The organism is Photobacterium sp. S4TG1 (assembly GCF_036040035.1).
Taxonomy (GTDB): Bacteria; Pseudomonadota; Gammaproteobacteria; order Enterobacterales; family Vibrionaceae; genus Photobacterium.
This window is the reverse complement of sequence record NZ_JAYXUH010000013.1, coordinates 21,238-48,030: the sequence shown is the minus strand read 5'-3', so window position 1 is coordinate 48,030 and position 26,793 is coordinate 21,238. Positions and strand designations below refer to the sequence as shown.

At 31.8% G+C, this 26,793-nt stretch carries 21 protein-coding genes; 15 read left to right on the top strand and 6 right to left on the bottom strand.

What is annotated here, in order from left to right:
- Positions 1 to 236 precede the first annotated feature (236 nt).
- Positions 237 to 1,373: a non-hydrolyzing UDP-N-acetylglucosamine 2-epimerase gene (gene wecB / locus VXS03_RS14555; protein WP_327764524.1), complete on the top strand. Its 1,137-nt coding sequence runs from the start codon at positions 237 to 239 to the stop codon at positions 1,371 to 1,373.
- Here wecB and VXS03_RS14550 read toward each other — a convergent pair.
- Both VXS03_RS14550 and VXS03_RS14545 read right to left on the bottom strand, forming a co-directional pair.
- Positions 1,364 to 2,119 carry a glycosyltransferase family 2 protein gene (locus VXS03_RS14550; protein ID WP_327764523.1) on the bottom strand — a complete coding sequence of 252 codons (756 nt, stop codon included), beginning with the start codon at positions 2,117 to 2,119 and terminating at the stop codon, positions 1,364 to 1,366. The genes wecB and VXS03_RS14550 overlap by 10 nt on opposite strands.
- Positions 2,119 to 3,987 carry a polysaccharide biosynthesis protein gene (locus VXS03_RS14545; protein ID WP_327764521.1) on the bottom strand — a complete coding sequence of 623 codons (1,869 nt, stop codon included), beginning with the start codon at positions 3,985 to 3,987 and terminating at the stop codon, positions 2,119 to 2,121. The genes VXS03_RS14550 and VXS03_RS14545 overlap by 1 nt, the downstream gene beginning before the upstream one ends.
- Before the next feature lie 122 nt (positions 3,988 to 4,109).
- On the opposite strand from VXS03_RS14545, the gene VXS03_RS14540 reads away from it, so the two are divergent.
- Together VXS03_RS14540 and VXS03_RS14535 are read left to right on the top strand one after the other, a co-directional pair.
- Complete coding sequence (locus VXS03_RS14540) at positions 4,110 to 5,045, top strand: NAD-dependent epimerase/dehydratase family protein (RefSeq protein ID WP_327764519.1); 936 nt, start codon at positions 4,110 to 4,112, stop codon at positions 5,043 to 5,045.
- 2 nt (positions 5,046 to 5,047) lie between these two features.
- A complete protein-coding gene (locus VXS03_RS14535; protein ID WP_327764517.1) occupies positions 5,048 to 5,623 on the top strand; it encodes a sugar transferase in 576 nt (191 codons plus the stop codon).
- Positions 5,624 to 5,674: 51 nt separating this feature from the next.
- Here the strand turns inward: VXS03_RS14535 and VXS03_RS14530 are convergent, their stop codons facing one another.
- The 4 genes from VXS03_RS14530 to VXS03_RS14515 form a co-directional block, all read right to left on the bottom strand.
- Positions 5,675 to 6,664 carry an OmpA family protein gene (locus VXS03_RS14530; protein ID WP_327764516.1) on the bottom strand — a complete coding sequence of 330 codons (990 nt, stop codon included), beginning with the start codon at positions 6,662 to 6,664 and terminating at the stop codon, positions 5,675 to 5,677.
- Positions 6,665 to 7,111: 447 nt separating this feature from the next.
- Entirely contained in the window at positions 7,112 to 9,244 is a 2,133-nt protein-coding gene (locus tag VXS03_RS14525; protein ID WP_327764515.1) for a YjbH domain-containing protein, read from the bottom strand.
- Between the two features lie 91 nt (positions 9,245 to 9,335).
- Positions 9,336 to 10,223: a hypothetical protein gene (locus VXS03_RS14520; RefSeq protein WP_327764514.1), complete on the bottom strand. Its 888-nt coding sequence runs from the start codon at positions 10,221 to 10,223 to the stop codon at positions 9,336 to 9,338.
- A gap of 58 nt (positions 10,224 to 10,281) precedes the next feature.
- Positions 10,282 to 11,262, bottom strand: a complete 981-nt coding sequence (locus tag VXS03_RS14515; RefSeq protein WP_327764512.1) for an OmpA family protein — start codon at positions 11,260 to 11,262, stop codon at positions 10,282 to 10,284.
- A gap of 614 nt (positions 11,263 to 11,876) precedes the next feature.
- On the opposite strand from VXS03_RS14515, the gene VXS03_RS14510 reads away from it, so the two are divergent.
- The 12 genes from VXS03_RS14510 to VXS03_RS14455 all read left to right on the top strand — a co-directional run bounded on the left by VXS03_RS14510 (position 11,877) and on the right by VXS03_RS14455 (position 26,788).
- A complete protein-coding gene (locus VXS03_RS14510) occupies positions 11,877 to 13,034 on the top strand; it encodes a polysaccharide export protein (RefSeq protein WP_327764510.1) in 1,158 nt (385 codons plus the stop codon).
- A gap of 178 nt (positions 13,035 to 13,212) precedes the next feature.
- Complete coding sequence (locus tag VXS03_RS14505) at positions 13,213 to 13,653, top strand: arsenate reductase/protein-tyrosine-phosphatase family protein (protein ID WP_327764508.1); 441 nt, start codon at positions 13,213 to 13,215, stop codon at positions 13,651 to 13,653.
- Between the two features lie 310 nt (positions 13,654 to 13,963).
- Positions 13,964 to 16,138 (top strand): polysaccharide biosynthesis tyrosine autokinase, encoded by a 2,175-nt coding sequence (locus VXS03_RS14500; protein WP_327764507.1) that lies wholly within the window; start codon positions 13,964 to 13,966, stop codon positions 16,136 to 16,138.
- Positions 16,139 to 16,576: 438 nt separating this feature from the next.
- Entirely contained in the window at positions 16,577 to 17,665 is a 1,089-nt protein-coding gene (gene wecA / locus VXS03_RS14495) for a UDP-N-acetylglucosamine--undecaprenyl-phosphate N-acetylglucosaminephosphotransferase (protein WP_327764505.1), read from the top strand.
- A gap of 137 nt (positions 17,666 to 17,802) precedes the next feature.
- Positions 17,803 to 19,269, top strand: a complete 1,467-nt coding sequence (locus tag VXS03_RS14490) for a lipopolysaccharide biosynthesis protein (RefSeq protein WP_327764503.1) — start codon at positions 17,803 to 17,805, stop codon at positions 19,267 to 19,269.
- Complete coding sequence (locus tag VXS03_RS14485; RefSeq protein WP_327764501.1) at positions 19,262 to 20,194, top strand: glycosyltransferase family 2 protein; 933 nt, start codon at positions 19,262 to 19,264, stop codon at positions 20,192 to 20,194. Before VXS03_RS14490 ends, VXS03_RS14485 begins: the two co-directional genes overlap by 8 nt.
- A complete protein-coding gene (gene wzy, locus VXS03_RS14480) occupies positions 20,181 to 21,572 on the top strand; it encodes an O-antigen polysaccharide polymerase Wzy (RefSeq protein ID WP_327764499.1) in 1,392 nt (463 codons plus the stop codon). The genes VXS03_RS14485 and wzy overlap by 14 nt, the downstream gene beginning before the upstream one ends.
- Positions 21,562 to 22,539, top strand: coding sequence for an acyltransferase family protein (locus VXS03_RS14475; protein ID WP_327764497.1), 978 nt, complete (start codon positions 21,562 to 21,564; stop codon positions 22,537 to 22,539). Before wzy ends, VXS03_RS14475 begins: the two co-directional genes overlap by 11 nt.
- Positions 22,539 to 23,669, top strand: coding sequence for a glycosyltransferase family 4 protein (locus VXS03_RS14470; protein ID WP_327764495.1), 1,131 nt, complete (start codon positions 22,539 to 22,541; stop codon positions 23,667 to 23,669). Before VXS03_RS14475 ends, VXS03_RS14470 begins: the two co-directional genes overlap by 1 nt.
- Complete coding sequence (locus VXS03_RS14465) at positions 23,659 to 24,777, top strand: hypothetical protein (protein ID WP_327764493.1); 1,119 nt, start codon at positions 23,659 to 23,661, stop codon at positions 24,775 to 24,777. Before VXS03_RS14470 ends, VXS03_RS14465 begins: the two co-directional genes overlap by 11 nt.
- 9 nt (positions 24,778 to 24,786) lie before the next feature.
- A complete protein-coding gene (gene glf / locus VXS03_RS14460) occupies positions 24,787 to 25,887 on the top strand; it encodes a UDP-galactopyranose mutase (RefSeq protein WP_327764491.1) in 1,101 nt (366 codons plus the stop codon).
- A 1-nt stretch (position 25,888) separates the two neighbouring features.
- Positions 25,889 to 26,788, top strand: coding sequence for a glycosyltransferase family 2 protein (locus VXS03_RS14455; RefSeq protein ID WP_327764489.1), 900 nt, complete (start codon positions 25,889 to 25,891; stop codon positions 26,786 to 26,788).
- Positions 26,789 to 26,793: the final 5 nt, after the last annotated feature.

Below are 26,793 nucleotides of genomic sequence, written 5' to 3'. Positions count from 1 at the left end.
CACTTCTATACTTTAATGTCTTGATGTATAAGAGATAATTTAGCAGTAGCTATTAAATAGTGGTAACCAGAAAATAATATACAGTGAGTACTTTGTTAAGCCAAATAGTAATTCTAAATGGAAAAATATTTTTATCAAAATTATTACTCTGATTCTATCAATTATATCTTGGCTCTTAATTGAAAAGCTGAGTAGTTTAAAATGTAAAAACTTAAATTTAATAAAGGTTGTTTTTTATGCGAAAAATTAAGATCTTATCTGTTTTTGGTACAAGACCAGAAGCTATAAAAATGGCACCTGTTGTTGAACAATTAAAATCGGATAATCGTTTTAACAGTAAAGTGTGTGTAACAGGTCAGCATCGTCAAATGTTGGATCAAGTTCTAGATTTATTTGATATAAAACCTGATTACGACTTAAATATAATGAAATCAGGTCAAGATCTTACTGATGTCACAACTGCTATTTTATTAGGTTTACGTGATGTATTAACAGAATATCAACCAGATTATGTTCTTGTCCATGGAGATACTGCAACAACATTATCTGCGACCTTAGCAAGTTACTACCAACAAGTTAAGGTTGGTCATGTTGAGGCAGGTTTACGAACTGGTAATATTTATTCACCTTGGCCAGAGGAAGGTAATCGTAAGTTAACAAGTACATTAGCTAATTTACATTTTGCTCCTACAGAGACTTCAAAGTCTAATTTAATTAATGAAAATATTAATTTAGATTCCATCATTGTAACTGGTAATACTGTTATTGACGCTCTTTTAATGGTTAAAGATAAGCTATCAAATGCTCAAGAACTACAAAATAAATTTTCTGAAACTTTTCCTTTTCTAAAAGCTGAACGAAAAGTTGTATTAATTACTGGTCATAGAAGAGAGAGTTTTGGTGATGGTTTTGAGCGGATTTGTAAATCAATTATGCTTCTTTCTGAGAAATATCCGGATGTTGATTTTATTTATCCAGTACATTTAAACCCTAATGTACGTTCAGTTGTAAACTCGACTTTAATTGGAAAAGATAATATCTATTTAATTGAACCGCAAGAATACTTACCATTCGTATATTTAATGGATCGTTCTAATATTATTCTTACAGATTCAGGTGGTATTCAAGAAGAGGCTCCTTCTCTTGGTAAGCCAGTTCTAGTTATGAGAGATACGACTGAACGACCAGAAGCAGTTAAAGCAGGTACGGTTAAACTTGTTGGAACGGATGAAAATAAAATTGTAACTGAGGTTTCTTTATTATTGGATGATCAATCGGCTTATGAAAGTATGAGTTATGCTCATAATCCATATGGAGATGGTAAAGCGTCAACTCGTATTGCAGACGCAATATTCAAATTATTTTATAGCTGATTGTTTTTTAGGTGGTACTGGAAGTAACTTTTCAGATACCATCTAAAATGTTTAGATAAAATATGTCTATTATTAAATGCACCTTTATGTACAGCTTTTATATTAGGTAGATACATGAGGTGCATTTTTTTTTGTTTAGCTCTTCGACAAATATCAACATCTTCGAAGTACATAAAATATTTACCATCAAAGCCATTTAATGTTTCATATGCTGATTTAGTAAATAAAAGGAATGAACCTGCCGCCCAATCAATAATTGTGGGTTTTGTTATTTTTGATTTATTGTATGCATCATTACGTGTTGTTTTACTTATAAGTCCCATTATGGGACCTAAAATAGTCGGAAACTTTTTGATAGATAATTCAGGTTGTGTGAAAGAGATATCATGATATAAATCGATAGTATAAATATCAGAGGTTGTTTTATTTACATTTTTTTCTAATTTTTGAAGCTCATCTAATGTGATAGTTACATCAGGGTTAATAACTAAAAAATAATCCTTATTTGATATTTGTTTTGTATTTTGTAAGTAAGAAAAGATGTAATTATTATTACAACCAAAACCAAGTCCATAGCTCTCATCAATGAGTTGGATATTATATTTATTTGTATAGTTGATTAATGCAGTTGAAGCTTTTGTATTTGATTTAATAACAATATTGTACTTTTTTGAAATTAAAGCTAGTTCTTTGTTATCAATAATCATTTGGTCATGATGGTGATTAATTATACTTAAAAAAATCATTATAATTTTTTCTCTTGATGATATCCGGTTGGTGAATTTTTAATTATTTCGATAACACTATCTTCATCAAATGTTTGACAAGCATTATCAAGTTCAATGAATAAATTTTTCATCTCATCCCAGCTAAGTTTATCTTCCATTGCTGTCATAATTTTAGGATGTGTTGTCCCTTCAACATTATTTCCTATTAGTAATTCTTCATATAATTTTTCACCAGGTCGTAAACCTGTGAATTGAATCTCTATATCTCCATCTTGCTCTGACTCTATTTGTTCAGAAAATCCCATCAGATGAATCATACGTTTTGCTAATTCAAGAATTTTAACGGGTTCACCCATATCAAGAACAAAAACTTGTCCATTTTTCGCCATTGCACTTGCTTGTATAACAAGTTGTGCCGCTTCAGGTATGAGCATAAAAAAGCGATTAATATCAGGGTGGGTGACTGTAACCGGCCCACCTTTACTGATTTGTTCTTTAAATAGTGGAACGACAGAGCCTGAAGAGCCTAATACATTGCCAAATCTTACCATAGTGAATATTGTATTGTTTTGACGATCAGCTAACGATTGTAAGACAAGCTCGGCCATTCGTTTTGTTGCACCCATGATATTTGTTGGTCGAACGGCTTTATCAGTAGAAATTAGGGTAAAGTTTTTAACACCAGCATTAATTGCGGCTTCTGCGGCGGCTAAAGTGCCAAATATATTATTGCGTATACCTTCTATAACATTATCCTCAACAAGAGGAACATGTTTGTAAGCGGCCGCATGGAATACGGTATCAATGCTATGTGTTACCATCAAGCGTTCGATATGATTTTGTTTCTGAACGTTACCTAATGCTGAAATGATTTGAGTTGCCGTATTAGTATGTAAAGCATAATTTCTTAATTCTCTATCAATAGAATAGAGATTGTATTCATTGAGTTCAAACAGCACTATTTTTTTTGGGTGCTGCTTTAGTATTTGACGGCACAATTCAGTGCCGATTGAGCCGCCAGCTCCTGTTATCATTACATTTTGATTAGTAATGTTTTTTTGTAATAATTCAATATTAGGGGCTACTTGCTCTCGTCCCAATAGGTCTGAAATGTATAAATCTCTAATTTCAGTTGATTTTGCTTTTCCTGATGCAATATCTTCAACTGATGGAACTGATTGTATTGCAATCGGCCAATTGGATGTTTTTTCAATAAGTCGAAGTCGTTTTCCTGGAGATACGTTTTTTATCGCAAGTAATAATTTTACTGGCTTATAAAGGTTCTGTAGTTCGGTGAATTCACTACTATGGTGAACGCGTAATCCGAAAATAATTTGTCCTACTTTGCTATAATCATCATCAAGGATTATAACGGGATGATATTCTGAACCACTAATCAAAGCATAAGAAAGCTCTCTTCCTGTCGATCCTGCACCATAAATAAAAACATTCGGTTTTTTTCGACGATAATAATGGTAATAAATTGTACGGATCATTATTCGAGGGCCACCTAATGTAATGATAGCAAGCCCAGCATAAATTAAAGGTACGCTTCTTGGTATAAATGCTTGAAAGAAAAAACCACAAAATGCGAGAGTAAGAGATGATATAAATACTGAGATAAAAATATAGCCAAGAGCAGGTAGCATCATAAATCGAAGAACAGCACGATACATACCTAGACGACTAAAGCAAACAATAGTTATGGTTGTTGTAATAAAGGCCGAGACGACTAGAGGTGGATTAATTGAGAATAACCACTCATTTAAACGAATCGCGGTTGCAAGATAAAGAGATACAATAATAGCTACAATATCATAGCCTATTGTTACTATTCGTTTATTTTTTCTTTTTGCACTAAGAAGTACATGTAATGGCTTTATCATTTAGAATGCTTTATTTTTAATCTTAATAGTGTATTTTATCGTAAAAAATACAGATTGTAATCTGGTCATACTACTTTTTGGCATTGTAATAGACATTATTATAAATAGAAGGACGGGATTTGTTGAAAAATGTATTAGTAACTGGCATTACAGGATTTTTAGGATCATCCATAAAATCGAAATTATGCTCTTTGGGTTATCAAGTTGTAACTACTGGACGAACGACTAATTCTTATTGTGATGTAGAGTTTGATTTAGAAAAGCCATTTGATTTGGTAAAACAATTAAAAAATATTGACGTTATTATTCATAGTGCAGCTATTGTTCATGTGATGAAGAATAAAAAGATGGCAGATGAAAATTATCAAAAAGCAAACTATGAAGCAACAATCGAATTAGCCAAACAAGCTGTTGAGGCCGGGGTTAAACGTTTTATTTTTATTAGTAGTATAAAAGTTAACGGTGAAACAACAACTGGGCGTTTACCGTTTTCTTCATCTGATCAACCTTCACCCAAAGATGCTTATGGTTTAAGTAAAGCAAAAGCAGAGAAGGGATTATTAGAATTAGCGAAAAAAACTGGATTAGAGGTAGTAATTATTCGTCCACCACTAGTCTATGGCCCAGGAGTGAAAGCCAATTTTGCTAGTTTAGTAAAATTAGCAACTAAATGTATGCCATTACCTTTTGGCTCCATTAATAATAAACGAAGTTTTGTTTTTATTGATAATTTAACTGATTTTATTACTATGACGGTAAATCATCCCATTGCGGCTAATCAAATATGGCTAATTTCTGATGATGAAGATTTATCGACATCTCAATTATTGAGATTAATAATTGAATATAGCCAATCAAAAGCATTTTTATTTAATGTTCCTCGATGTGTTTTTGTTAATTTATGTGAATTGTTCGGTAAAAAAGACATAGCGGAGCGGCTTTGTGGCGATCTCCAAGTTGACATTAAGCATACAAAAGAAGCTTTAAATTGGACTCCACCATATACTGTTCAACAAGCGATAAAAAAAACAGTGTTATCTTTTATTAGTAAGAATTAATTATGCATAAATTTCAATTATATAGATATATTGATATAGCACTTTCTGCTATTGGTTTGCTTATTGGGTGGCCAATTCTTTTGGTTATCTTAATTATTGGATTTTTTGACTCTAAAAAACCTATTTTTTTACAAAAACGTGTAGGGTTATATGGTCGCGAGTTTACATTAATTAAATTTAGAACAATGTCGATTGGAACAAGATCTGTTGCAACTCATATGGTTGATGCATCATCTGTGACTAAATTTGGTACAATTTTAAGAAAAACAAAATTAGACGAATTACCACAACTCATTAATGTATTATGTGGTGATATGAGTTTTGTTGGTCCTCGGCCATGTTTATTTAACCAAGTAGAATTAATTAATGAAAGAGATAAACGTGGTGTACTTAATGTACTTCCTGGTATTACTGGATTAGCACAAGTTAGTAATATTGATATGTCAGATCCAATATTATTGGCTAAAATAGATCAGGAAATGATTAATAGCTTAAGTATTCATCAATATTTCAAATATATTTTTCAAACAGTATTCGGAAGTGGTTCTGGGGATAATGTTATAAAAGATCGAAAATAAATAAAAGCCCAGCTTATAAAATAAACTGGGCTTTTTTAGTAAGGCTAGAAATTACTTAGCAATAACTTGAGTTACTGTTTCTACGTTTAGCTCAGGAACAATGATGTCAACACGACGGTTCTCAGAACGGCCTTCAGCTGTGTTGTTAGGAGCGATTGGATCTAGCTCACCACGGCCTTCGCTGATTACGCGATCTGCACCAACATTTAGGTGAGTACGTAGTGCGCTAGCAACAGCTTCTGCGCGCTCTTGAGATAGTTTCTGGTTGTATGCTTCAGAACCAGTGCTATCTGTGTGACCAACAACTGTAATTGTTGCGTCTGGGTATGTGTTTAGACGCTCTTCGAAAGGCGCTAATTTGCTTGCGTCGCCAGCAGTGATTGCAGTGCTATCGAATGCGAAAGGAACGGTTAGCTTTAGTTCTTCGATTGTTGCTACAGATACTTGATCAACATAAACAACTTCTGGAGCAACAACTGGTGCTGGAGCGCCCCAATGGTATGCTAGTGTTGCACCAACGAAATGAACATCAGTTTTTTCTGTCTTGTCTGAGCCTAACTTAATGTCGTGGTAGTATTGGTAATCAAGACCAGCAGATAAATTCTTCGTAATAAAGTAATCCATACCTAAACCAGCAGTACCAGCCCAACCATGAGATTTCTCGTCACCTAGGTTTTTAGTATGTGCGTCGTAGTAGTAAGTACCACCTTTTACGTATAGATCTACATTTTCAGTAACGTTGTAAGAGAATTTAGCTAGAATATCTGCACCTTGAATACGTACTTTTGCATCAGTACCTTCAACTGTTGTTGAACCTAGGTGTGTATAACCAGTTTCAAGTGCAAACCATGGTGTTACTTTATAACCCATGAAAACACCGCCAGCTAGATTGTCTTTATCTAGGTTAATGCCTTCACTGTGTTTTAGATCGTAAAAGCTATTACCTAAACGAGCACCAGCATAAAATGTGTTATCTGTTGCTGCATTTACTGCGCCAGATACAAGAAGAGCAAGAGGTAGTACTAGAAAAGTTTTTTTCATAATATTTGCCGTATTTTCCTAATTGTAATAAATCCGACTTAAGCCGGTAATAATCGTACTATTCTATGACAGTACTTATTGTTGATATTACTAAATAGCAGATATCAACTTGATATATTTCACACATAGTAATGCATTTTTTTTGAATAACATAGTAATTAAATGGCGTTTTATTAAACTTAGCATTTAAATTGTAACAAATTGTTAATTAAGGATTGTTACATGCTAATTTGGTATGGTTTTAGGCTTTGTAATATGCTTATTTATATTAAGTACAGCTTTTTGTGCATTTTAGCCAATTCATGGTAAAAGTAATTAAATGCTGTGTGTTGATTTTTTGGTGTAAATTATTATAAGTAGTTAATGAGATAGGTGCTTTTATTGATATTAATTTGTAAGAGAGGGAATTCGACAGTTAAAGGGTAAACTGCCGAATTTTATTAAGAGTTACATTTCGACGTCTTTTATATAACGGATATAGGCATTACGTAAGTGTTGAATATTGGCGTCAAAATACGCTTTAGTTAAACGATTTTGCCCTTGGTATTGACGCGTAAGATTATGTTGTAAATCATTTGAACCACCAAGGCCGGTATTAATATTATTATGACCATCAGCACCAACACGGGTTTGTAATGTATAGGTGAATTGATCGATACCTCGCACCTGAATATAGCCAGGTTTCATATCTCGCCATGGTGTTAATGGGAATGAAATACTTAAACTTAAGAAATTTTCATAATCATTACTGCCTTGAGCTTTTGATGTTAAATAACTAGCACTTAAACGAGCATCACCTAGCCAGTGGCTTGATGTTGCCTTGATGCCTTGATCTCCTTGCCAAAATTCTCCACCTTGCAGTTCTAACTGCCAATTCCATTCAGGTTGAGAATATAAATAGTGAGCTAAGCGCACACCTTTATCTTCCTTTTTATTGAATGATTGATCCTTATCTTTATGACTAAATTGGCTAACTTTAAATCCTAAGCTATGTTTGCCTTCAGGTGAGAACCAATTTGTTTCATTCATCCCCCCCCAATAGCTGCCATACATATAGCCACCACTAAATTGAGTCATTATATTTTGTGGTAATTTAAAGGCTTGATGTAAGAAAATACGATCTATTTCATTGTCGTAGGCTGAATTACCCCAAATTTCTCCTGCTTTAAAATCATCACTTTCGTCTATTGGTAAAGTATGGCGAATGTCAAGTGCTGCGCCTTGCCATAGTGGAGTATATAGGTTTGTACCAAGCGCGAGAGAGTAATCAAAAAAGCCATATTCAGTCGCTGTTCGATGTGCTAATTCAGGAGATAATATTATTTGGCTACGACCAAAACCATTATTTTCTTTTTGAGTTAACCATTGTGTTTGGCTAAATTGATTTTTAGCATTATAGCTATTGAAAGATAGTGATGGGTTATGATCGCCCGTTAATAAAAACTGACGATAATCCGACATATTACTGTTAATGGTCATCATCGGAATGCCATTAGTTAATATGATTAGCTCAACGTGCTGCTTATTTGCTTCTTTTAGTTTTGCTGTTGTTGCAAAATCGGCAAAGGTTTTTGTACTGGTATTTGTAGCAATAAGGCCTAATGCAACCCCAACTCCATCGATTGGATTATGGTTATAGCGACGGTTTTCAAGGGCTATTACTAATTTACCGTTTTGTTTACCAAGTTGAAGATTAATAAAACCATCATTTTTTAATGCTGCTATTAAGCTTTGCAAGTTACTGTTTTTATGATTGTCTAATTGCTGGTTTACAGCGTGTTGAAGGTGTTGTTGATTATCAACAGATAAGTGTTGGCGTTTGTTAGTTTTATAGCCCAATAGCGGAACTGCGGCATTAATCCCCCATACGGATTGATCACTATTTTTATGACCAGTGTAAAGTTCATAATCAATACTTAATTGAATACCATAAGGTAATAAGCCCTCAGGTGTGAATAATTTAGCATTAGCGTTAAATTTACTGGCATCATACTCGCCAATGACTTGCATAAAAGGTAATGGTTGCCATTCTGCGCCACCAAAAGGACCATCCATAATTCCAAAGGCTAAATTTGATTGGCCATAACCCGCATTTAATCGTAGATTTAAATTATCAAAGGTTTTATCTGCCACAATATATTTAGTATCAAAATTATTTGCTTCACCGCCTAAATCTTGAATACCGACGGCTAAATTTATCCCCGTGTAATTATAAACAAAGGGCAGTTGATATTTGAATGATGCCGAGAGATCGCGAATCCCGCAATGAGTATCAAAATAACCATTGCAATCATAAGTATTAGTTACAATTCGTCCGCCGGCTTCTAACCCTTTGAAAACACCAGCAGCAAAAAACCAATCATCCAAGCTAGCAATACTGTTGTTATAAGGAACCCCTTGATGAAACGAGAGGTTAAAATCTCCATGATCAATAACTTGAGCATTAGGGATAAACATCAAACCGGTATAACTTTGACTTGATGGTAAATTATCTACTGAAGATGCTTGAGCAATAGAGCTAAAGCTCGCTGTGATGGCTAGAGTTAATAGAGAGAGTGGAATTGACGATTGGGGCCGCATAACAGACATCCGTGTAGAGAAAGAATAAATTATGAAAGGCACCTAATACAGGTGCCTTTTTATTATTACAATAAAGAGTAGAATTTAAGAGTTAACCGTTAGGATTTTGGCCGTCATCACCACCCGTACCACCTGTTGGTGGCGGTACTGGTTTACTATCATCTGGTACTGGAATTGCTGGTGATTTTTCAGGTAATGTTATATCAGCGGCTGGATCTTTTTGCACATTCGTTGCTGTTTCTTTTACGTCAAGGAAAATGATTTCATCTGTTGGTGTATCTGTACCGACTGCTGGGTAGAAAGGATATTCAGTTGTAACGGATGCTGTAATTTTTGTTGTTACGTCAGCAATCTCTGTAATAAGTGCATCTTGAGGAAGTGATGTTAAGGTATCTGATAATACCATCGTAGTTGCCATTAGAATGCCACGATCTTTACTATCCTTCGGTAGTGCATTAATTACAGTTTCAGTATCTGAGAATAAAGCGGTTATATCAGTGATTGAACCATTATTAACTAATTCATCTAAACCAAGTTCCTCAAGTGCTTCTGTTGCTGCAGCAACTGTAAATAATGCACCATCAAGTTTTTTTGTTAGGTAAGTTGTTAATGGTGAAGCTGTGATGAGTTGACCTTTTTTCGCTAAACCTTTAGGTACAGTGTATATTACTTTATTCATACTTTTACTATTAGTAACATCTTTCGTGTTTTCATCACCCGTAAAAGTAAAAGAACAAAGTGATGGATCTTCAGTAATATTCTTGTCTTCTGTTATTACTTTACCATTGTGAGCGGTACGTGATGCTAATGTACCTGTTTGATCATTACAGTTGTATTTTACAATCATATTGATAATTGCAGGATCAAACGCTTGTAATGTTTGGGTGTTTTTTCCACCATTATCAACGCTGTTATCGTTGCCACCACAACCGACAAGCAATACACCAGCAATCATTGTTGTTAATAATTTAATTTTCATTTTATTCCCTAAATATAATTAATAATGTTGAGTTATTTGGTGCTTTTTAAGTTAATGCCTACTCTGCAATAACTTTTGTTACCGTTTCAACATCAATTGCTGGAGCAATAATATCTACACGACGGTTAGCTGCTCGGCCTGCTTCTGTATCATTTGAAGCAACAGGATCTGACTCACCACGGCCTTCACTTAATACACGATTTTCACCAACATTTAGATGAGCACGAATTTCTTTAGCAACCGCTTCAGCACGCTCTTTAGAAAGTGCCATGTTGTATTCTTCTGAGCCAGTGCTATCAGTGTGACCAACGATAACAATAGTATTATCTGGGTGAGCACTTAAACGCGTTTCAAAAGGAATCAGATGTTTAGCGTCACCAGCTGTGATTGATGCGCTATCAAAGGCGAAAGGAACCGTCAGTGTGATAGCGTCTATTTTTTCAACTGTTACTTGGTCAATATAAACAGGCTCAGCAACAATAACGGCAGCAGGAGCACCCCAGTGATAAACAAATGAAACACCACCGAAGTGAATATCAACACCACCTACATCATTGTAATATTGGTATTCAATGCGTGTAGAAATGTCTTTATTAATAAAGTATTCAGCACCAATACCTGCGGTTGCTGACCAGTCGTTATCACTGTTTTTTACACCAGCGCCAATAGCGTTCCAATCGTAATAATAAGTACCTGCTTTTAAGAATAAATCGATATTATTATTTAATGAGTAAGAAAATTTACCCACTAAATCGCCCCCTTGAGCTTCATAACTACCATTTATATCTTTAAGTTCGGCATTACCTAGATGTGTATAACCGCCTTCAACTGCGAACCATGGTGTTATTTGATAACCCATGAACACGCCGCCAGCAAAATTATCATTATTAAAACCGGTTACATCAGTAACCGCTTTATCCATATCTGACATATGACTTACACCAACCCGTGCGCCTACATAAAACGGATTATCCGTTGCTGCATTCACTGCTGTCGAAATAGCTAATGTAAGGGGTAAAACAAGAAATAATTTATTCATTCTAAGGCCACCCATGGTTAAATTAAGAAAGTAAATTGCAAAGCAATTATCGGCAATTATAAGCAATAGATGTTGATGTAATAAATGAATAATGTTGCTTACCTATGGTATTAGTAGTTGTTGTGATTTTCTTCTAACATATTGAGCATTGATTATGAAATTGTAACCTTTTTGACCGTTTTTTTGTTTTTTTATGGTGGGTATAATTATAAATTATAGTTTGTGGGTTAATATCTATATTGTTGTTTTTTATATCAATAAAATATTAAAAAATATTATTTTTCATTTATATTTTTATGTTATTAGTCTTTTATTATCTTTTTGTTTGTTTTTTGTTCGTTTGTGCTGTGTGTTTTTTTTATGTCAATTAAATTCCATTTAAACGTGATATTGATCACGAAATATAAGAGGGGATACTTTATTTATGCTACCGATGTCATTACTATATTCACGTTTATTTTGATTAATTATTCCTGTCTTTAAATGTGCACAATAAACAGCATAATTTGAATTTTTATAGCAATTGAAGAGCTGTAACTTTAGGGCGGTAGCTTGGCTATTGACTTATTGATATAGTGATTTAATTATCGCCGATTATTTATTGTGAATTTAAAATGACATTACAAAAAAAAATTATAATAACTGTATTAGCATCAACCATGTTAGTAGGGTGCACTATACCAGGTTCTAATTTGAGTCTTGATGGTAAAAAAATCATTGAGTCATCAGCATCTGATACTGATCTTTCTCAGCATGTTAATGTTTACCCATTATCAATGAATAATATTAATCAGTTTCAAGTTCCCGCGATCAATGCACAAGTAAACCCAACATTAGAAGCTAAATTATCAGGGTATGAATATCATGTTGGTGCTGGTGATATTCTTAATATTACGATTTGGGATCACCCTGAATTAACGATTCCTGCAGGTTCTTACCGTAGTGCAAGTGAAGCAGGTAATTGGGTCCATGCTGACGGTACTATTTTCTATCCTTATATTGGTAAAGTTAAAGTTGCTGGAAAAACGGTGACACAAATTCGAGTGGAAATTGCTAATCGTTTAGCAGCTTTTATTGAAAAACCTCAAGTGGATGTCAATGTAGCCTCTTTCCGTTCGCAAAAAGCCTATATTACGGGGGAAGTTAAAACTCCGAGTCAGCAAGCGATTACTAATGTGCCATTAACATTATTAGATGCGATTAATAAAGCTGGTGGTATTGGTACTGATGCAGACTGGCGACATGTAACCCTTACTCGTAATGGTAACGATCAAACCGTGTCTTTATATGCATTAATGCAACGTGGTGATTTAACCCAAAACCGCTTATTACAAAATGGTGATATTGTTCACGTGCCACGGAATGATTCGCAAAAAGTTTTTGTGATGGGTGAAGTTAAGGAACCTAAATTATTAAAAATTGATCGTGTTGGTATGAGCCTAACCGAAGCATTAAGCGCTGTCGGCGGCATTAATCAGTTAGAAGCTGATGCAACGGGTGTGTTTGTTATTCGAGCGATTAATCAGCAACAAAAGACATTATTAAATTCAGCAAGTGAAAAGCAACAAGTTGCCAATATTTATCAGCTTAATATAAAAGATGCGACAGCATTAGTTATAGGTACTGAGTTTGCCTTACAGCCGCATGATATTGTCTATGTTACAGCGGCCCCAATTACACGCTGGAACCGTGTTATTTCGCAACTTGTACCAACAGTTACCAGCTTCAACAATCTTTCTGAAGGTATGAATTACTATATGAATTTAAAGTAGAGATTTAAGAGGGGAAGGTAAAAGTAGGAAGAGAAGGTAAAGAAGGTAAAAATAGGAAAAGAAGGTAAGGGTAATCCTCTTCGCTCCTAAAAATCTCGTATCTGTTTTTTCTCGTTGCTAAAATCCTTGTCCTTGCTTTTTCTCATTCCTTACACCCTATTAATTCGAACCTATCTCTATGTTTAATAAAATTCTTGTTGTTTGTGTGGGTAATATTTGTCGTTCACCGTCTGGCGAACGTATTCTGCAAGTAAAACTACCGAATAAACATATCTCATCAGCTGGTGTTGGCACTGCAAAAAGTGGTTTAGTGGGCAAACCTGCGGATAAAATGGCGGCTGAAGTAGCACTTGCGCATGGTTATTCTCTTGAAGGTCATCAAGCACAGCAACTGACCAGCGATTTATGCCGAGACTATGATCTGATTTTAGTGATGGAAAAAGGTCATATCGACGCGGTAACCAACATTGCTCCTGAAGCACGTGGCAAAACGATGTTATTTGGGCAGTGGGTAGGTCAGCAGGATATTCCCGATCCCTATCGTCAAAGTAAAGAAGCTTTTGATCATGCATATGATTTAATCGAGAAAGCTGCAACAGCTTGGGCGAAGAAGTTGTAGAGTCACAGTTTGAGACTTGACTATAACCTCCGTCATTCCCTACAGTGAATGCCCGCGAGGGCGATAGGGAATCTACTATCTACGCGTTGTAGAGTTATTGAATTCACTGGCTTCTTTAAAGCTCAATGACGTGGTGAGTAGATCACGGATAGCTCGTCCCTCTCTTCCGAGATGACGAATAATGGGCTAAGTGAAGTTAGGAAGGCAATAGGGAATCTACTCACCACGCGCTGCAAACCATATTTAACTTTTGGATGATGCTTTGGCTATTCCTCATCTCTTAAAAATCTAACATCGGAATCTTTACTTCATGAGTATTGCTCAAAACCCTCAACCCAATACTTCCTCAGGAAGTGATGAAATTGATCTTGGAAAACTGTTTGGTATTTTAATTGATAGCCGGTGGCTAATTATTATTACTACTTTTATTTTTGCTTGTATTGGTATCAGCTACGCCTTATTAGCCACTCCTATTTATAAAGCAGATGCCTTAATTCAGATTGAACAAAAAAGCACAGGTATGCCAGCTCTTGGTGGAGATATGGCTGAAATGTTTGGTGGTGCTGAATCAAGTGCGACCACTGAAATTGAAATCATTAAATCGCGGATGGTATTGGGTGATACGGTTGATAAGTTAAACTTAACCACGGTTGCTACCCCTATTTATACCCCTGTTTTTGGTAAAGGTTTAGCGCGTTTATTAGGTGATAGCCATCAGATTATGGTTTCTCGATTTACAGTGCCAGCTAATACAATATTAACCAATGATGTATTAACTATCACCAATAGCGAACTGGGTGAATACAGTTTAGCAAACAGTGATGGCCGTGAATTACTTAATGGCAAAGTTGGCACATTAGCAACAAATAACGGTTATAGTTTATTTGTAACCCAGTTAGTAGGGGCTGATGGCGCAACGTTTAGTATTAATAATATTAGCCGTTTGAATGCAATTCAAGCATTACAAAAAGGGCTATCTATTGCTGAACAAGGTAAGCAAACCGGTATTTTGCAATTATCGATAACAGGTGAAAATCGAGCGAAAATTAAAAATATTTTAAATGATATTAGCCAAACCTATTTTCTACAAAACGTGGCGCGTAATTCAGCTGAAGCTGAAAATAGTCTAGTTTTTTTAAAGCAACATCTGCCAAAAATTAAGCAACAACTCACAGTAGCGGAAGATAAACTCAATCGTTACCGCCAACAGAATGAATCGGTTGATTTACCATTAGAAGCCAAAACAACCTTAGATACCATGGTGACATTAGAGGCACAACTAAACCAGTTAACCTTTAAAGAAAGTGATATTTCACAGCTTTACACTAAAGAACACCCTGCATATGTTTCTTTATTGGATAAGCGCAAAACTTTACTGGCAGAAAAGGCTCGCTTAAATAAGCGTATAGAAAAATTGCCAAAGACACAACGCGCAGTATTACGTTTAACGCGTGATGTTGAAGTTAACCAACAGATTTATGTGCAGTTGCTGAACAAGGTGCAAGAGTTAAGTATTGTTAAAGCAAGCACTGTCGGCAATGTCCGTATTCTTGATAATGCACAAGCATATTCACAAGCGGTAAAACCGAAGAAATCGCTGATTGTGGTATTAGCAACATTACTGGGTGGTATGTTATCTGTCGCTATCGTCTTATTACGTGCCGCGTTACATAAAGGTATTGAAAGTCCTGATCAAATTGAACAAATCGGCTTACCTGTTTATGCGTCTATTCCAATGTCAGATTGGCAATTGAATCTAAATAAAAAGCATAAACATCAGCATACAGCGACAGTTAAACAAACTTTATTAGCTGTCTCTAATCCTGCTGATTTATCTATTGAAGCATTACGTAGCTTACGTACTAGCTTGCACTTTGCGATGATGGAAGCCAAAAATAATATATTAATGATTTCTGGCCCAAGCCCTGAGATTGGTAAATCTTTTGTTTCAGCTAACATGGCAGCGGTTATTGCTAAAACAGGCCAACGTGTATTAGTGATTGATGCAGATATGCGCAAGGGCCGCATGGAACGACAATTTGGCACCAGTAGTAAGTGTGGTTTGTCTGATTACTTAAGTGGTCAGAAAGATATTACCGATATAATTAAACAACCGGGTATCGATAATTTAGATTTTATCAGTCGTGGTGATACTCCACCGAACCCTTCTGAATTATTAATGCACCCACGTTTTAGTGAATTAATGGTATGGGCTTCTGCTAATTACGATATGGTTGTAATCGACACACCACCTATTTTAGCAGTAACTGATGCAGCAGTCGTTGGTGCTCATGCAGGCACCACGTTAATGGTGGGCCGCTTTGAGCAAAGTGTCGTTAAAGAAGTTGAAATAAGTAAACAACGCTTTGAACAAAATGGCATTGAAGTTAAAGGCTTTATATTAAATGCCGTCGTTCGTAAAGCGAGTGGTTATTACGGTAACTATGGTTATTACCAATACAGTTATGTGAGTGATAAGAAGTAATTAACACCCCCGTCATTCCCTACAGTGAATGTACGAGTAAAACCCCGTCATTCCCTACAGCGAGGTTACGAGCGAGATAGGGAATCTACTCACAACGTGTTGTAGCGTTAATATTTTTAATTATTGTTGGTTGAGCAGGAATAATCTCCCTAGACCCTAGACCCTAGACGGGACCTATTCCTTACAACCACTGAATTACCCGTAAACTCGATTTATATCAAAGCATTAGTCTTTACGGCTAGTGCTTTTTTATATCTCAAATTTTAGATTTTATGTCTCAGACCTTTAAAAAAACTGAGATGACAGCGTGAAAAAAATCACTTTCTTCACTGTAGTATAGACGAAAAATAACCCCCAAAACACCGATGATACTCAATTAAGTGACACCATTCACACCCTCTTTTTCAGCGTAAAATTCATTTTATCAAGTTGGCCTTCATGAATACTGCTTATGTGTTTGTTTTTATAACGTCGTTTGTCACGTTATTTATCATGCGAAAAATAGCCAAGAAAATCGGCCTCGTCGATAAACCCAATGTCCGCAAATTGCACCAAGGGGTAGTGCCACTGGTCGGTGGGATCTCGGTGTATTTATCATTATTGATCGGTCTGACGTTTTTTCTACCCATCAGCCTTAACCTTGAACTCTATCTTTTATGCTCGGCTGTTTTAATTGTTCTTGGTGCGTTTGATGATTTCTTTGATATCAGCTTTAAAATTCGTTTGTTGGTACAAGCGGGCATTTCATTAGCGATGATTTGGGGCGGTGGACACAGCTTGCACCAGTTAGGTTACTTGATGGGCAGTGATAGCATTGAGCTTAATGAATTTTTTGGCGCACTGATCACCATCATTGCAGTAATTGGTGCCATTAATGCTTTTAATATGGTGGATGGTATCGATGGTCTATTAGGTGGTTTGGCGTCAGTAACGTTCACCGCACTTGGCGTCACCTTCTACCTGAGTGGTAATGACTATCTGGGCGAGATTTGTTTACTGATCGTCGCAGCATTGATCCCTTACATTATGCTTAACCTTGGTTTTCCTCTAGGGCGTCGGTTTAAGATCTTTATGGGCGATGCGGGCAGTATGTTTATCGGTTTTTCAGTGATCTGGATGTTGATCCGTGGCACGCAAGAGCCAAGCATTGATGCCTTTAAACCCGTTACTGCATTATGGCTGATTGCTATTCCATTAATGGACATGGCAACCATTATGATTCGCCGTATCCGTAAAGGTCATTCACCGTTCAAACCTGATCGTGAACATCTACATCATATCTGCCAACGCATGGGCTTATCATCATTGATGACATTATTTGTGATCTGTTTATTAGCCTCAATTTGTGCCGTTGTCGGTATTGTTGCTGATATTAATGGTGTCGCTGAATCAACGATGTTTATTAGCTTCTTAGTGATGTTTGCGGTCTATTTTACTGCGATCAATCATATTTGGCGTATTACGACTTGGGTCAATAAGTTGTTTGGGCGTCAAGAAGCGGCAATCAATAATCCGCAACAACATTAATTATCCTAATGACTACCATTTCAATAGAATACTAACGTTGGCTGAATGTTAGTGGCAGTCAGGGTCATTTTTATAATTAAATACTAATGATGGCTGAATAGTATTTAATTATTTAGTTTAGGAATTAAAACGAAATAATGAAGAGTAAGGTTGTAAGACATATTATTTATAGTTTAATTTTTACTTTTTTGAATGGTTTTCTTGCATTTTATATCAATAGAGTCTTTGGTGATAATTTAGGGCAAGGAAATTTAGGTATATTAAAATTATTCACCCAATTAGTCGCATATTTGAATTTAAGTGAACTTGGGGTAAGTGCAGCTTCTGCTGCTATTTTATATAAACTATTTAATGAAAATAATTATATAAAAATAAAAGATGTATTTAAAACAATAGATTTTTTTTATAGTAGAATAGCAGCAGGTATATTTTTTTTGGGGCTGATTTTACTTGTTTTTATACCATCCTTAGTATCTGAACCATGTAATAATATCTATTTTATATGGTGCTTGTATGTTGTTGCAACATCTAGTTCTTATTTATATGCTAAATATGTGATAATATTTAGTTCAGACCAGAATTATGAATATGTACAGTTGGTTAAAAATTCAGTAAAAATAAGCATTCAAATCTTACAAATAATATCTTTGAAATACTTTCAATCATTTGAGATTTTTGTTTGTCTTCTTGTTTTTGGAAATTTTTTTGAGTATATATTTTATTATATATTTTTTAAAGCCAATTATAAATTAAAACTTTCTAATTATAAGGCATCTATTAATGATAACTATTTAATAAAATCAACAAAACAAGTTTTTGTGCATAAAATTGCTGGTGTTTTAGTTTTAAATACAGATTATATTGTAATTGCTAAGTTTATAGGAATAAAAACTGTTGCGATATATTCAAGTTATATAATGGTATATCAATTTATAAACTTGTTTTTATCGAATGTTATATTAGTAATAAAACCAAAAATTGGTTTGTTAGTTGGGAAGTCATCAAAAGATGAAGTAAAGAAAATATGGGATATTATGTATATAATATCTTTTTTTGTTGCTTCAAATATTATTTTTGTTTTTTTTGTTAATATTAATTTTTTCATTAATTTATGGATGGGAAATGATTATTTATTGTCACAGTTAACGGTTCTGTTAATTACAATAAATGTTTTTATAGAAATAATAAGAAAGCCAATAGATATAATAAAAGATGTTTCTGGGTATTTTAAAGATATACATCTTCCAATAATTGAAGGGTTGTTTAATTTAATTACATCTATTATATTAGCAATATATATAGGGTTAAATGGTGTTATTATTGGAACGCTTATTAGTAATATTTTAATTATATTACTAATGAAACCATATGTCGTATATAAAGATATTTTTCATTTTTCATTCTTTGATTATATATTCAGAACAGTAAAATATATAATGATGTCTATAATTGTTTTTTATATATCATGGAATATAATTGGTTATTTAGCAATAAATGATTTAATTATGTTTATTATATCTCCTTTTATATCTTTATTGGTTTCTATGGTTATTTTTTATTTTGATATAATGTCAGTTATTAAGTTGAGAAAAATAAATGATTAAACTTAGTGTTATTATAGCCGCATATAATGTAGAAGTGTATATTAAAGAATGTATAGAATCGGTTATTAATCAGATAGATGAAAGTGTTGAAATAATAGTTGTAAATGATGGATCTACTGATAACACAGAAGAAATATTATCTATTTATAAGAATAATGTATCTATTTATACAAAAACTAATGGTGGGTTAAGTGATGCTAGAAATTATGGAATAGAAAAATCTTCTGGTGAATATATTACCTTTCTTGATGGTGATGATATATGGTTAGACCATTATTATAAAGATATTAAAAGTGTTTTATGTGATGATTTTGATATTGTAACATATAATGCTGTTAGAGGATTTGATTTTAAGAATGATAAATTAATTAAATTTGATATAAATAAAGGATTGAAAAGTGAATTCAATTATAAAGAGTGTATTAGCCAAACAATAAAAGTAGGGAATTGGTATTCTTGGGCAAGAGTTTATAAACGATATCTTTTTGATAATATAAAATTTCCTGTTGGGAAAAGATATGAAGATTTAGCAATAACACCGCTTTTGTATTTAAAAGCAAAAAAAATTAATTTTTTAAATAATGAATTAATTGGCTATAGAATAAACCCAAAGAGTATAACGAAAAATGTCAAGATGTCTGATGTTGATGATATTTTTATGGCGATCAAAAGTATTATAAGTGATGAAAGATTATCAAATAAAGATAAAAATATTTTTTTAGCAAGAATGTCTCCATTTATGAGATTGATTAATGTAAATATTAATCAATCTGATTTTTCTATAACTAAGGATTTAAGAATGTTTATTTTAGCCAATATGGATTTGTGGTATAAGATTAGATATTTAAAATCAACAATAGAACTTTTTTTCCCTAATGTTTTTGTTTTATTATCTTCATTAAAGAAACATTATGAAAGTAAGTAATTTAAATATCAGACAAATAATAAGTGTTTTTGTTTTGTTTTTTTTGATTTTTATTGAGTTGTCAGTTATATATTTAGGAGGAGAGAGTAATTCTTTAGAATTATCATATTTTGTTTTTTTTAATGCACTTATTATTTTATGTTTATTTAAATTTAATAATATTAGCTTTACGTCATTAGGTTTTTTGTTTTTTATATCTTTAAATATCTTTATATTTGGTAGGTTTTATGCCGTATTAATTTCATCATTAATTGGTGGAGATTACAATTATAATATACAAGATATATTTTTGCTTAATTGGATGACTCTCTATGTGCCGACATATGATGAAAGTATTAAGATTTTTTCTATTATAAATATATTCTTCGTATTATTTTATATTGGGTATATTGTAACATGGAATATTAAGTATAAGAGTGGAATATTAAGTATAAAGGGAAATATGAAAAATATAAATAAGATTAAAATTATTTTTTATATTATCACATTATTCAAAATAGTATCCTTGATTTTAGTTGTTAAAAGTGTGTATGAACATGGATATTTATCATTATACAGTAATCAAACACAAGGGAAATATGATTCAGCAATTATTAATATGATTTTCTATGTTTTATTTTCTATACTTATTGTTTTTGATACGAAAAATTATAAAAAATATTTATTTATTCTTTTCTGTTTAACTCTTATCAGTGGATTAACTGGATCTCGTGGTGCTCTGGTTACTGGATTATTGACTATACTTTATATTTATGGTCTTAATTATAGAATAAATCTAAAAAAGTTGATTTTATACTGTTCGATTGTATTTTTTCTTATGATGATTATTCTTAGTCTTTCATCAAGGGAAGATAGTTCTTTAAGTCTATCTGTATCTGAATTTATTCCTACTTTTTTATACAAACAAGGAGTAACTTTAGGGGTAATTAGTTATTCATTAGCAGATAATTTAGTATTCCCTATTCATACTAAATTACAGGCTCTTTTACCTCTTGTATTTAGATTTGTATCAGCTTTTGAACCGATAAATTTTTATACTGCTAATATATCAACATTTATATCTTATTCGGCTAATCCGATGTTATTTAATAACGGTAATGGCCTAGGCAGTTCTATAATTTCTGAAATATATATATTATCGAGTAATATAGTATTATTTGCTATAATTTCTTTCTTTCTTGGTTCGTTTTTAGCTAAATCTGAAAGTCTCGTTTATTCAAATTCAACAATTAAAATATTGTTATTAACAGTTGTTCCTATTGTTATTTTTTCACCACGATCTGGATTAAATATGCTTACAACAGCACTGATATATAGTGCTGTTATATTATATATAATCAAAATAATTATCTTAAATAAGAAGTTATATGAAAAATAATAATTTAAATTCTATTAGATTGATTTTAGCATTGATAGTTTTTATTTACCATTTTTGTACGTTAAATCATATCCAATATTATAAATATATACCTGCTAAATTTGCCGTATATTCTTTTTTTTCAATAAGTGGTTTTTTAATTATTAATAGTTGGTGTGAAAATAGGAATGTAAGAAAGTTTGTAATATCACGAATTTCTAGATTATACCCATTATATTTTATTGTTATTTTGTCATTCTTTTTTGTTGGGGGGGTATTATATAACGGCTCTTACTTGTCTTTTATACAAACAGGCGGTGGTGAATATTTAAAATTTAATTTATTCTTTTTGAACTTCATTCATCCAAGCTTGCCTGAACTATTTTCTAATAATAATATAACGGCGGTTAATGGCTCATTATGGACATTAAAGATAGAGGTTATGTTTTATATTCTAGTTCCTGTTTTATTTTTTAGTCGTAAGATAAACTCTAAGATACTTACAGGATTGTTTTTTTTATGTTCTGTTTTGATTGGTAAAATAATTGCTTATTTTGTTTTTTATTATAATTTACCTTTGCAAATTAACCATCAATTACCCTCACTTATTGCTTATTTTTTGATGGGATATTTGGTTTTAAGTTCAAAGTTCGATATAAAAGTAATTATAATATTAATTCCACTTTCGTCTATTGGCTATTATTATGAAGTATATTCACTATCTGCATTATATGTTGCGCTAATGGTATACGTTATTGTTTTTAAGCTACCTGTAATAAAAATACCTACTAAAATTGGGGATTTATCATTTGGATTATACGTATGGCATTTTCCAATTATACAATTATTTATAATGTTTGATTTTTATAAAAAATATGGCTTAATTATAGGTGTTATTATATCGTTATTAGTTGTGTTAATATTGTCTTTTTTTAGTTGGCATTGTATAGAAAAACCAGCCCTAAAATATTCTAAGAAGTTATATTGATGAATATATTATTTTATTGTAATGAATATCCGCCATATCCTCATGGTGGAATAGGTACGTTTACGAAAGAAGTAGCAGAAAGATTAGTAAAGCTTGGTGTTAATGTTTATGTTTATGGTGCATATAATGGTGAATCAAAAACTGAAACAATAAATGGCGTTACATTTATTGTAGATAAAAAACCAAATAATAATATAGGGAAAATTTTTTTAAGAATAAAAATTTATTTTAGGCTTAAAGAAATCATAAAAAAATATTCTATTAATATATTAGAAGTACAAGATGCCGGTGGATTATTAGCTTTTTATCCTAAATTAAAAACTAATATTGTTATCAGACTGCATGGTAGTAAAACTACAGTTTGTAAATTATGTAATGGGAAAGAAAATTTTAAATATTATATTTTTAAATTTTTAGAAAAATCGCATTTACAAAAAACAAATAATATAATTGCAGTAAGTAAATTTACTGCTAAATATACAAAACAAGTTTTCAACTTGAATTTTAAAGATAATATTCATTATAATGGTATAACAAATCTTGATATAGAACCAATGATAAATAATCAAGAAAAAGACTTAATAAGTTATTCTTTTGTTGGTTCATTGTATGAGAGGAAAGGAATATTTGATCTTGTTAATGCATGGATAGATTTTTCTAAAAAAAGAAGTAATGTTCAGTTGATTGTGTTTGGTAAGGATATCAATTCTAATCTTGAAAAAATTAAAAAACAGCTTTTTGATAATAATGTTCATAATGTTAAATTTAAAGGACATTGTACTAAAGATGAAATGTTTGCAGAAATGAAGTTTGTTGATTTTGTTTTTATCCCATCTCATGTTGAAAACTTTTCTCTAGTACCATTAGAGGCGATGCTCAATAAAAAAGTTGTTTATTATACTAATCAAACGAGTGCCTCTGAGTTAATTAAAGATGGAGAAAATGGTTTTTTAATTAATGGTAAAGATGATATTTATAATAAATTAGAGTGTTCTTACTATTTAACTAAAGAGGCATATAATAAGATCGCTTTGAATGGTTATAAAACTGTTATCGAAAATTTTATAACAGAGGTTACATTAAGCAAAGATATTGAGTTTTATAAGAGAATTATTGAACATGGAAATTGATTATAAAAAAGTTTGTTCAAGAAGACTTTATAATAAGAAAATAATTCATTTTATTAAAATTATTATATATATTCTTTTTTATGAAATAATAATTAAGACAGATAGAAAATCCAAAGATGATAAGACATTATGTGTATATTCAGTTGATACTATAGGTCCTATACATTTGGAAAATTTGAGAGCAAGTGTTTTTTTTAATAAAGGTAATATAATTTTCTTAGGGCAATCTTTTTCTATTTTTAGACCTATTTTAATTTTTAAAGACTATTTATTAAATGATAAAAAAAGCATTGGTAGTTTATCTGATTTTTGTTCCATTAAATATAAAATAGATCTAAAAAAAATAAAAGAAGAAATTAATGTTGACGATTATTTAAATTTAATAACGATATGTGATAATACGCCTTATGAGAATTTAATAACCCAATGGTTTAATTCTAAAAATAAAAGCACATATACAAATCAACATGGATTATATTCTTATTGTGGTGATCAATTTAATTCTAATAGAACATTATATGAATCTTTAGTTTCTGATTATTTACTATCTTGGGGAGAGGCAACTAAGGTTGAATTATCTCAATATAAAGATATTAATTTTGGATTTATATCAATAGGAAACCATACTGTTGATAATCATGTTATCAGTGAAATTAATGCAGTTAATAAAGATCAAAAAGATTGTTTTGGTGTTATTCTAAATGGCGAAGTTCAAAAAGAATTTAATTTTAGATTAATATCGATAGCAAAAGAATTATCTAGACTAACAGGGGATAGGTTTATTATTAGGATGCATCCTAATAATAATGTTAAAGACTATATAAATATTGTTGGGGATAATTGTCTATCTGTTAGTAGATACAATGATATTGATTATTTTAGTCAGGTTGATTTTAGTCTTGCCCATTCAACAGGGTTATTTGCATTATGTATGTATATAAAACATAAAATATATTTACTTGATGAGGGTTTATCTAAACAGTTTAAAATTAGAAATATTAATTTCACTAATGTATCAGAATTAAATTTTATAATTAAAGAAGATTATAATTTTGATGGTTTGTCTGATTATTTTAATGGTTTTTATAAAGAATTGGATTTTATTTAAGGTTGAATTATGAAATATGATTATTTGATTGTTGGTAGTGGGTTGTTTGGTTCTGTAATGGCTCATGAGTTAACTAAAAAAGGTAAAAAGGTTAAAATAATTGAGAAGCGAAATCATATCGGTGGTAATGTCTATTGCGAAAATATAGATGATATTGCTGTACATAAATATGGTGCTCATATATTTCACACCAATGATAAAGAAGTTTGGGATTATGTTAATAGTTTCGTGGAATTTAATCGTTATACAAATAGCCCGATAGCTCTATCTAAAGGTAAAGTATATAACTTACCTTTTAATATGAATACGTTTAATCAGTTATGGGGTGTGGTAACTCCCCTTGATGCAAAAAATAAGATTATAGAACAAAGTTTAGAGTTAAATAACAAAACACCTGATAATTTAGAAGAGCAAGCTATATCTTTAGTTGGACGGGATATTTTTGAAACACTAATAAAAGAATATACTGAAAAACAATGGGGTAGAGAATGTTGTGATTTACCTGCATTTATTATTAAAAGATTACCTGTTCGTTTTACTTTTGATAATAATTATTTTAATGATAAATATCAAGGGATACCTATTGGCGGGTATAATGGATTAATAACTAGTTTATTATCTAATATTGAAGTAGAAATGAATGTGGATTATTTCGATAATAAGAAATATTGGGATTCAATCGCAAAAAAAGTAATTTATACTGGACCAATAGATAAATTCTTTGATTATAAGTTTGGCGCTTTAGATTATCGCTCTCTTCAGTTTGAACATGAAACTTTAAATGTTGATAATTTCCAAGGGAATGCAGTTGTTAACTATATAGATAAGAAATATGCATTTACTCGAATTATTGAGCACAAACATTTTGATTTTGGTAAACAAGATAAAACTGTAATAACAAGAGAATACCCTAAAGAATATGAAAATGGTGATGAATATTATTATCCTGTAAATGATAGTAAAAATAACCAAGTTTATTCGAAATATAAAGATTTAACGTCGATTGATGATAAATATTTATTTGGTGGTCGACTTGCAGAATATAAATATTATGATATGCACCAGGTCATTAGATCTGCATTGAATCTAGTTAAAAATGAAATCAAATAATATGAAAAAAGTAATTGCTATTGTTGTAACATATAAAAGAAAAGAATTATTAGAAAAAGTATTAACTCGTTTATCTGAGCAATCATTTAAATTAAGCAAGGTTCTCGTTGTTGATAATAATAGTCAAGATGGAACAGAAGAACTTGTTAAATCTTTTTACTTAAATAATAATATTTTTGAATATCATAATACGGGAGCTAATTTAGGCGGTGCAGGTGGCTTTAATTATGGATTTCAGTTAGCTAATAATTATGAATATGATTATTTATGGTTAATGGATGATGATTTCCTTCCTGCTACTAATTGCTTAGAGGAGTTAATAAGTGTTAGATCTAATGGTATAATACAACCTATCCGTTTTAATTTAGATGGTTTATGTGCTGAAATAACTCCAGTAGTTTATGATTTGTCTAAAGTCTTATGTACAAATCCTAAGTCACATACTGTTGCAGATATTTATGATGATATTACAGAATCAGAAATAGAAATTGCAGCAGTACCATTTGAAGGTCCTTTAATTTCAAAAGATGTTGTTAAGAAAATAGGCTTTCCTGAATCAAAGTTTTTCATTTTTAATGATGATTTAGATTATTCAATAAGAGCAAGGAAAGCTGGATTTAAAATTACTTGCTCAATGAAAGCAACTGCTGAAAGATTATTGTTGAATAATCAAAATAACGATCTTAAATCATGGAAAGGTTATTTTATGTTACGTAATCATTTTTATATTTTAAGAACTCATGGTGAGAATGTTTTTGTGAAAAATCGTTCTTTAGTAATTGCTTTATTTTATATGTTAAAGTCATTGCTATCTCTAGATAGTAAAACTATGCGAGTTGTAATTGAAGCTTATAAAGATTCTTTTAAATTATCTAATAATGATAATCATAAACCAAATTAATAGGT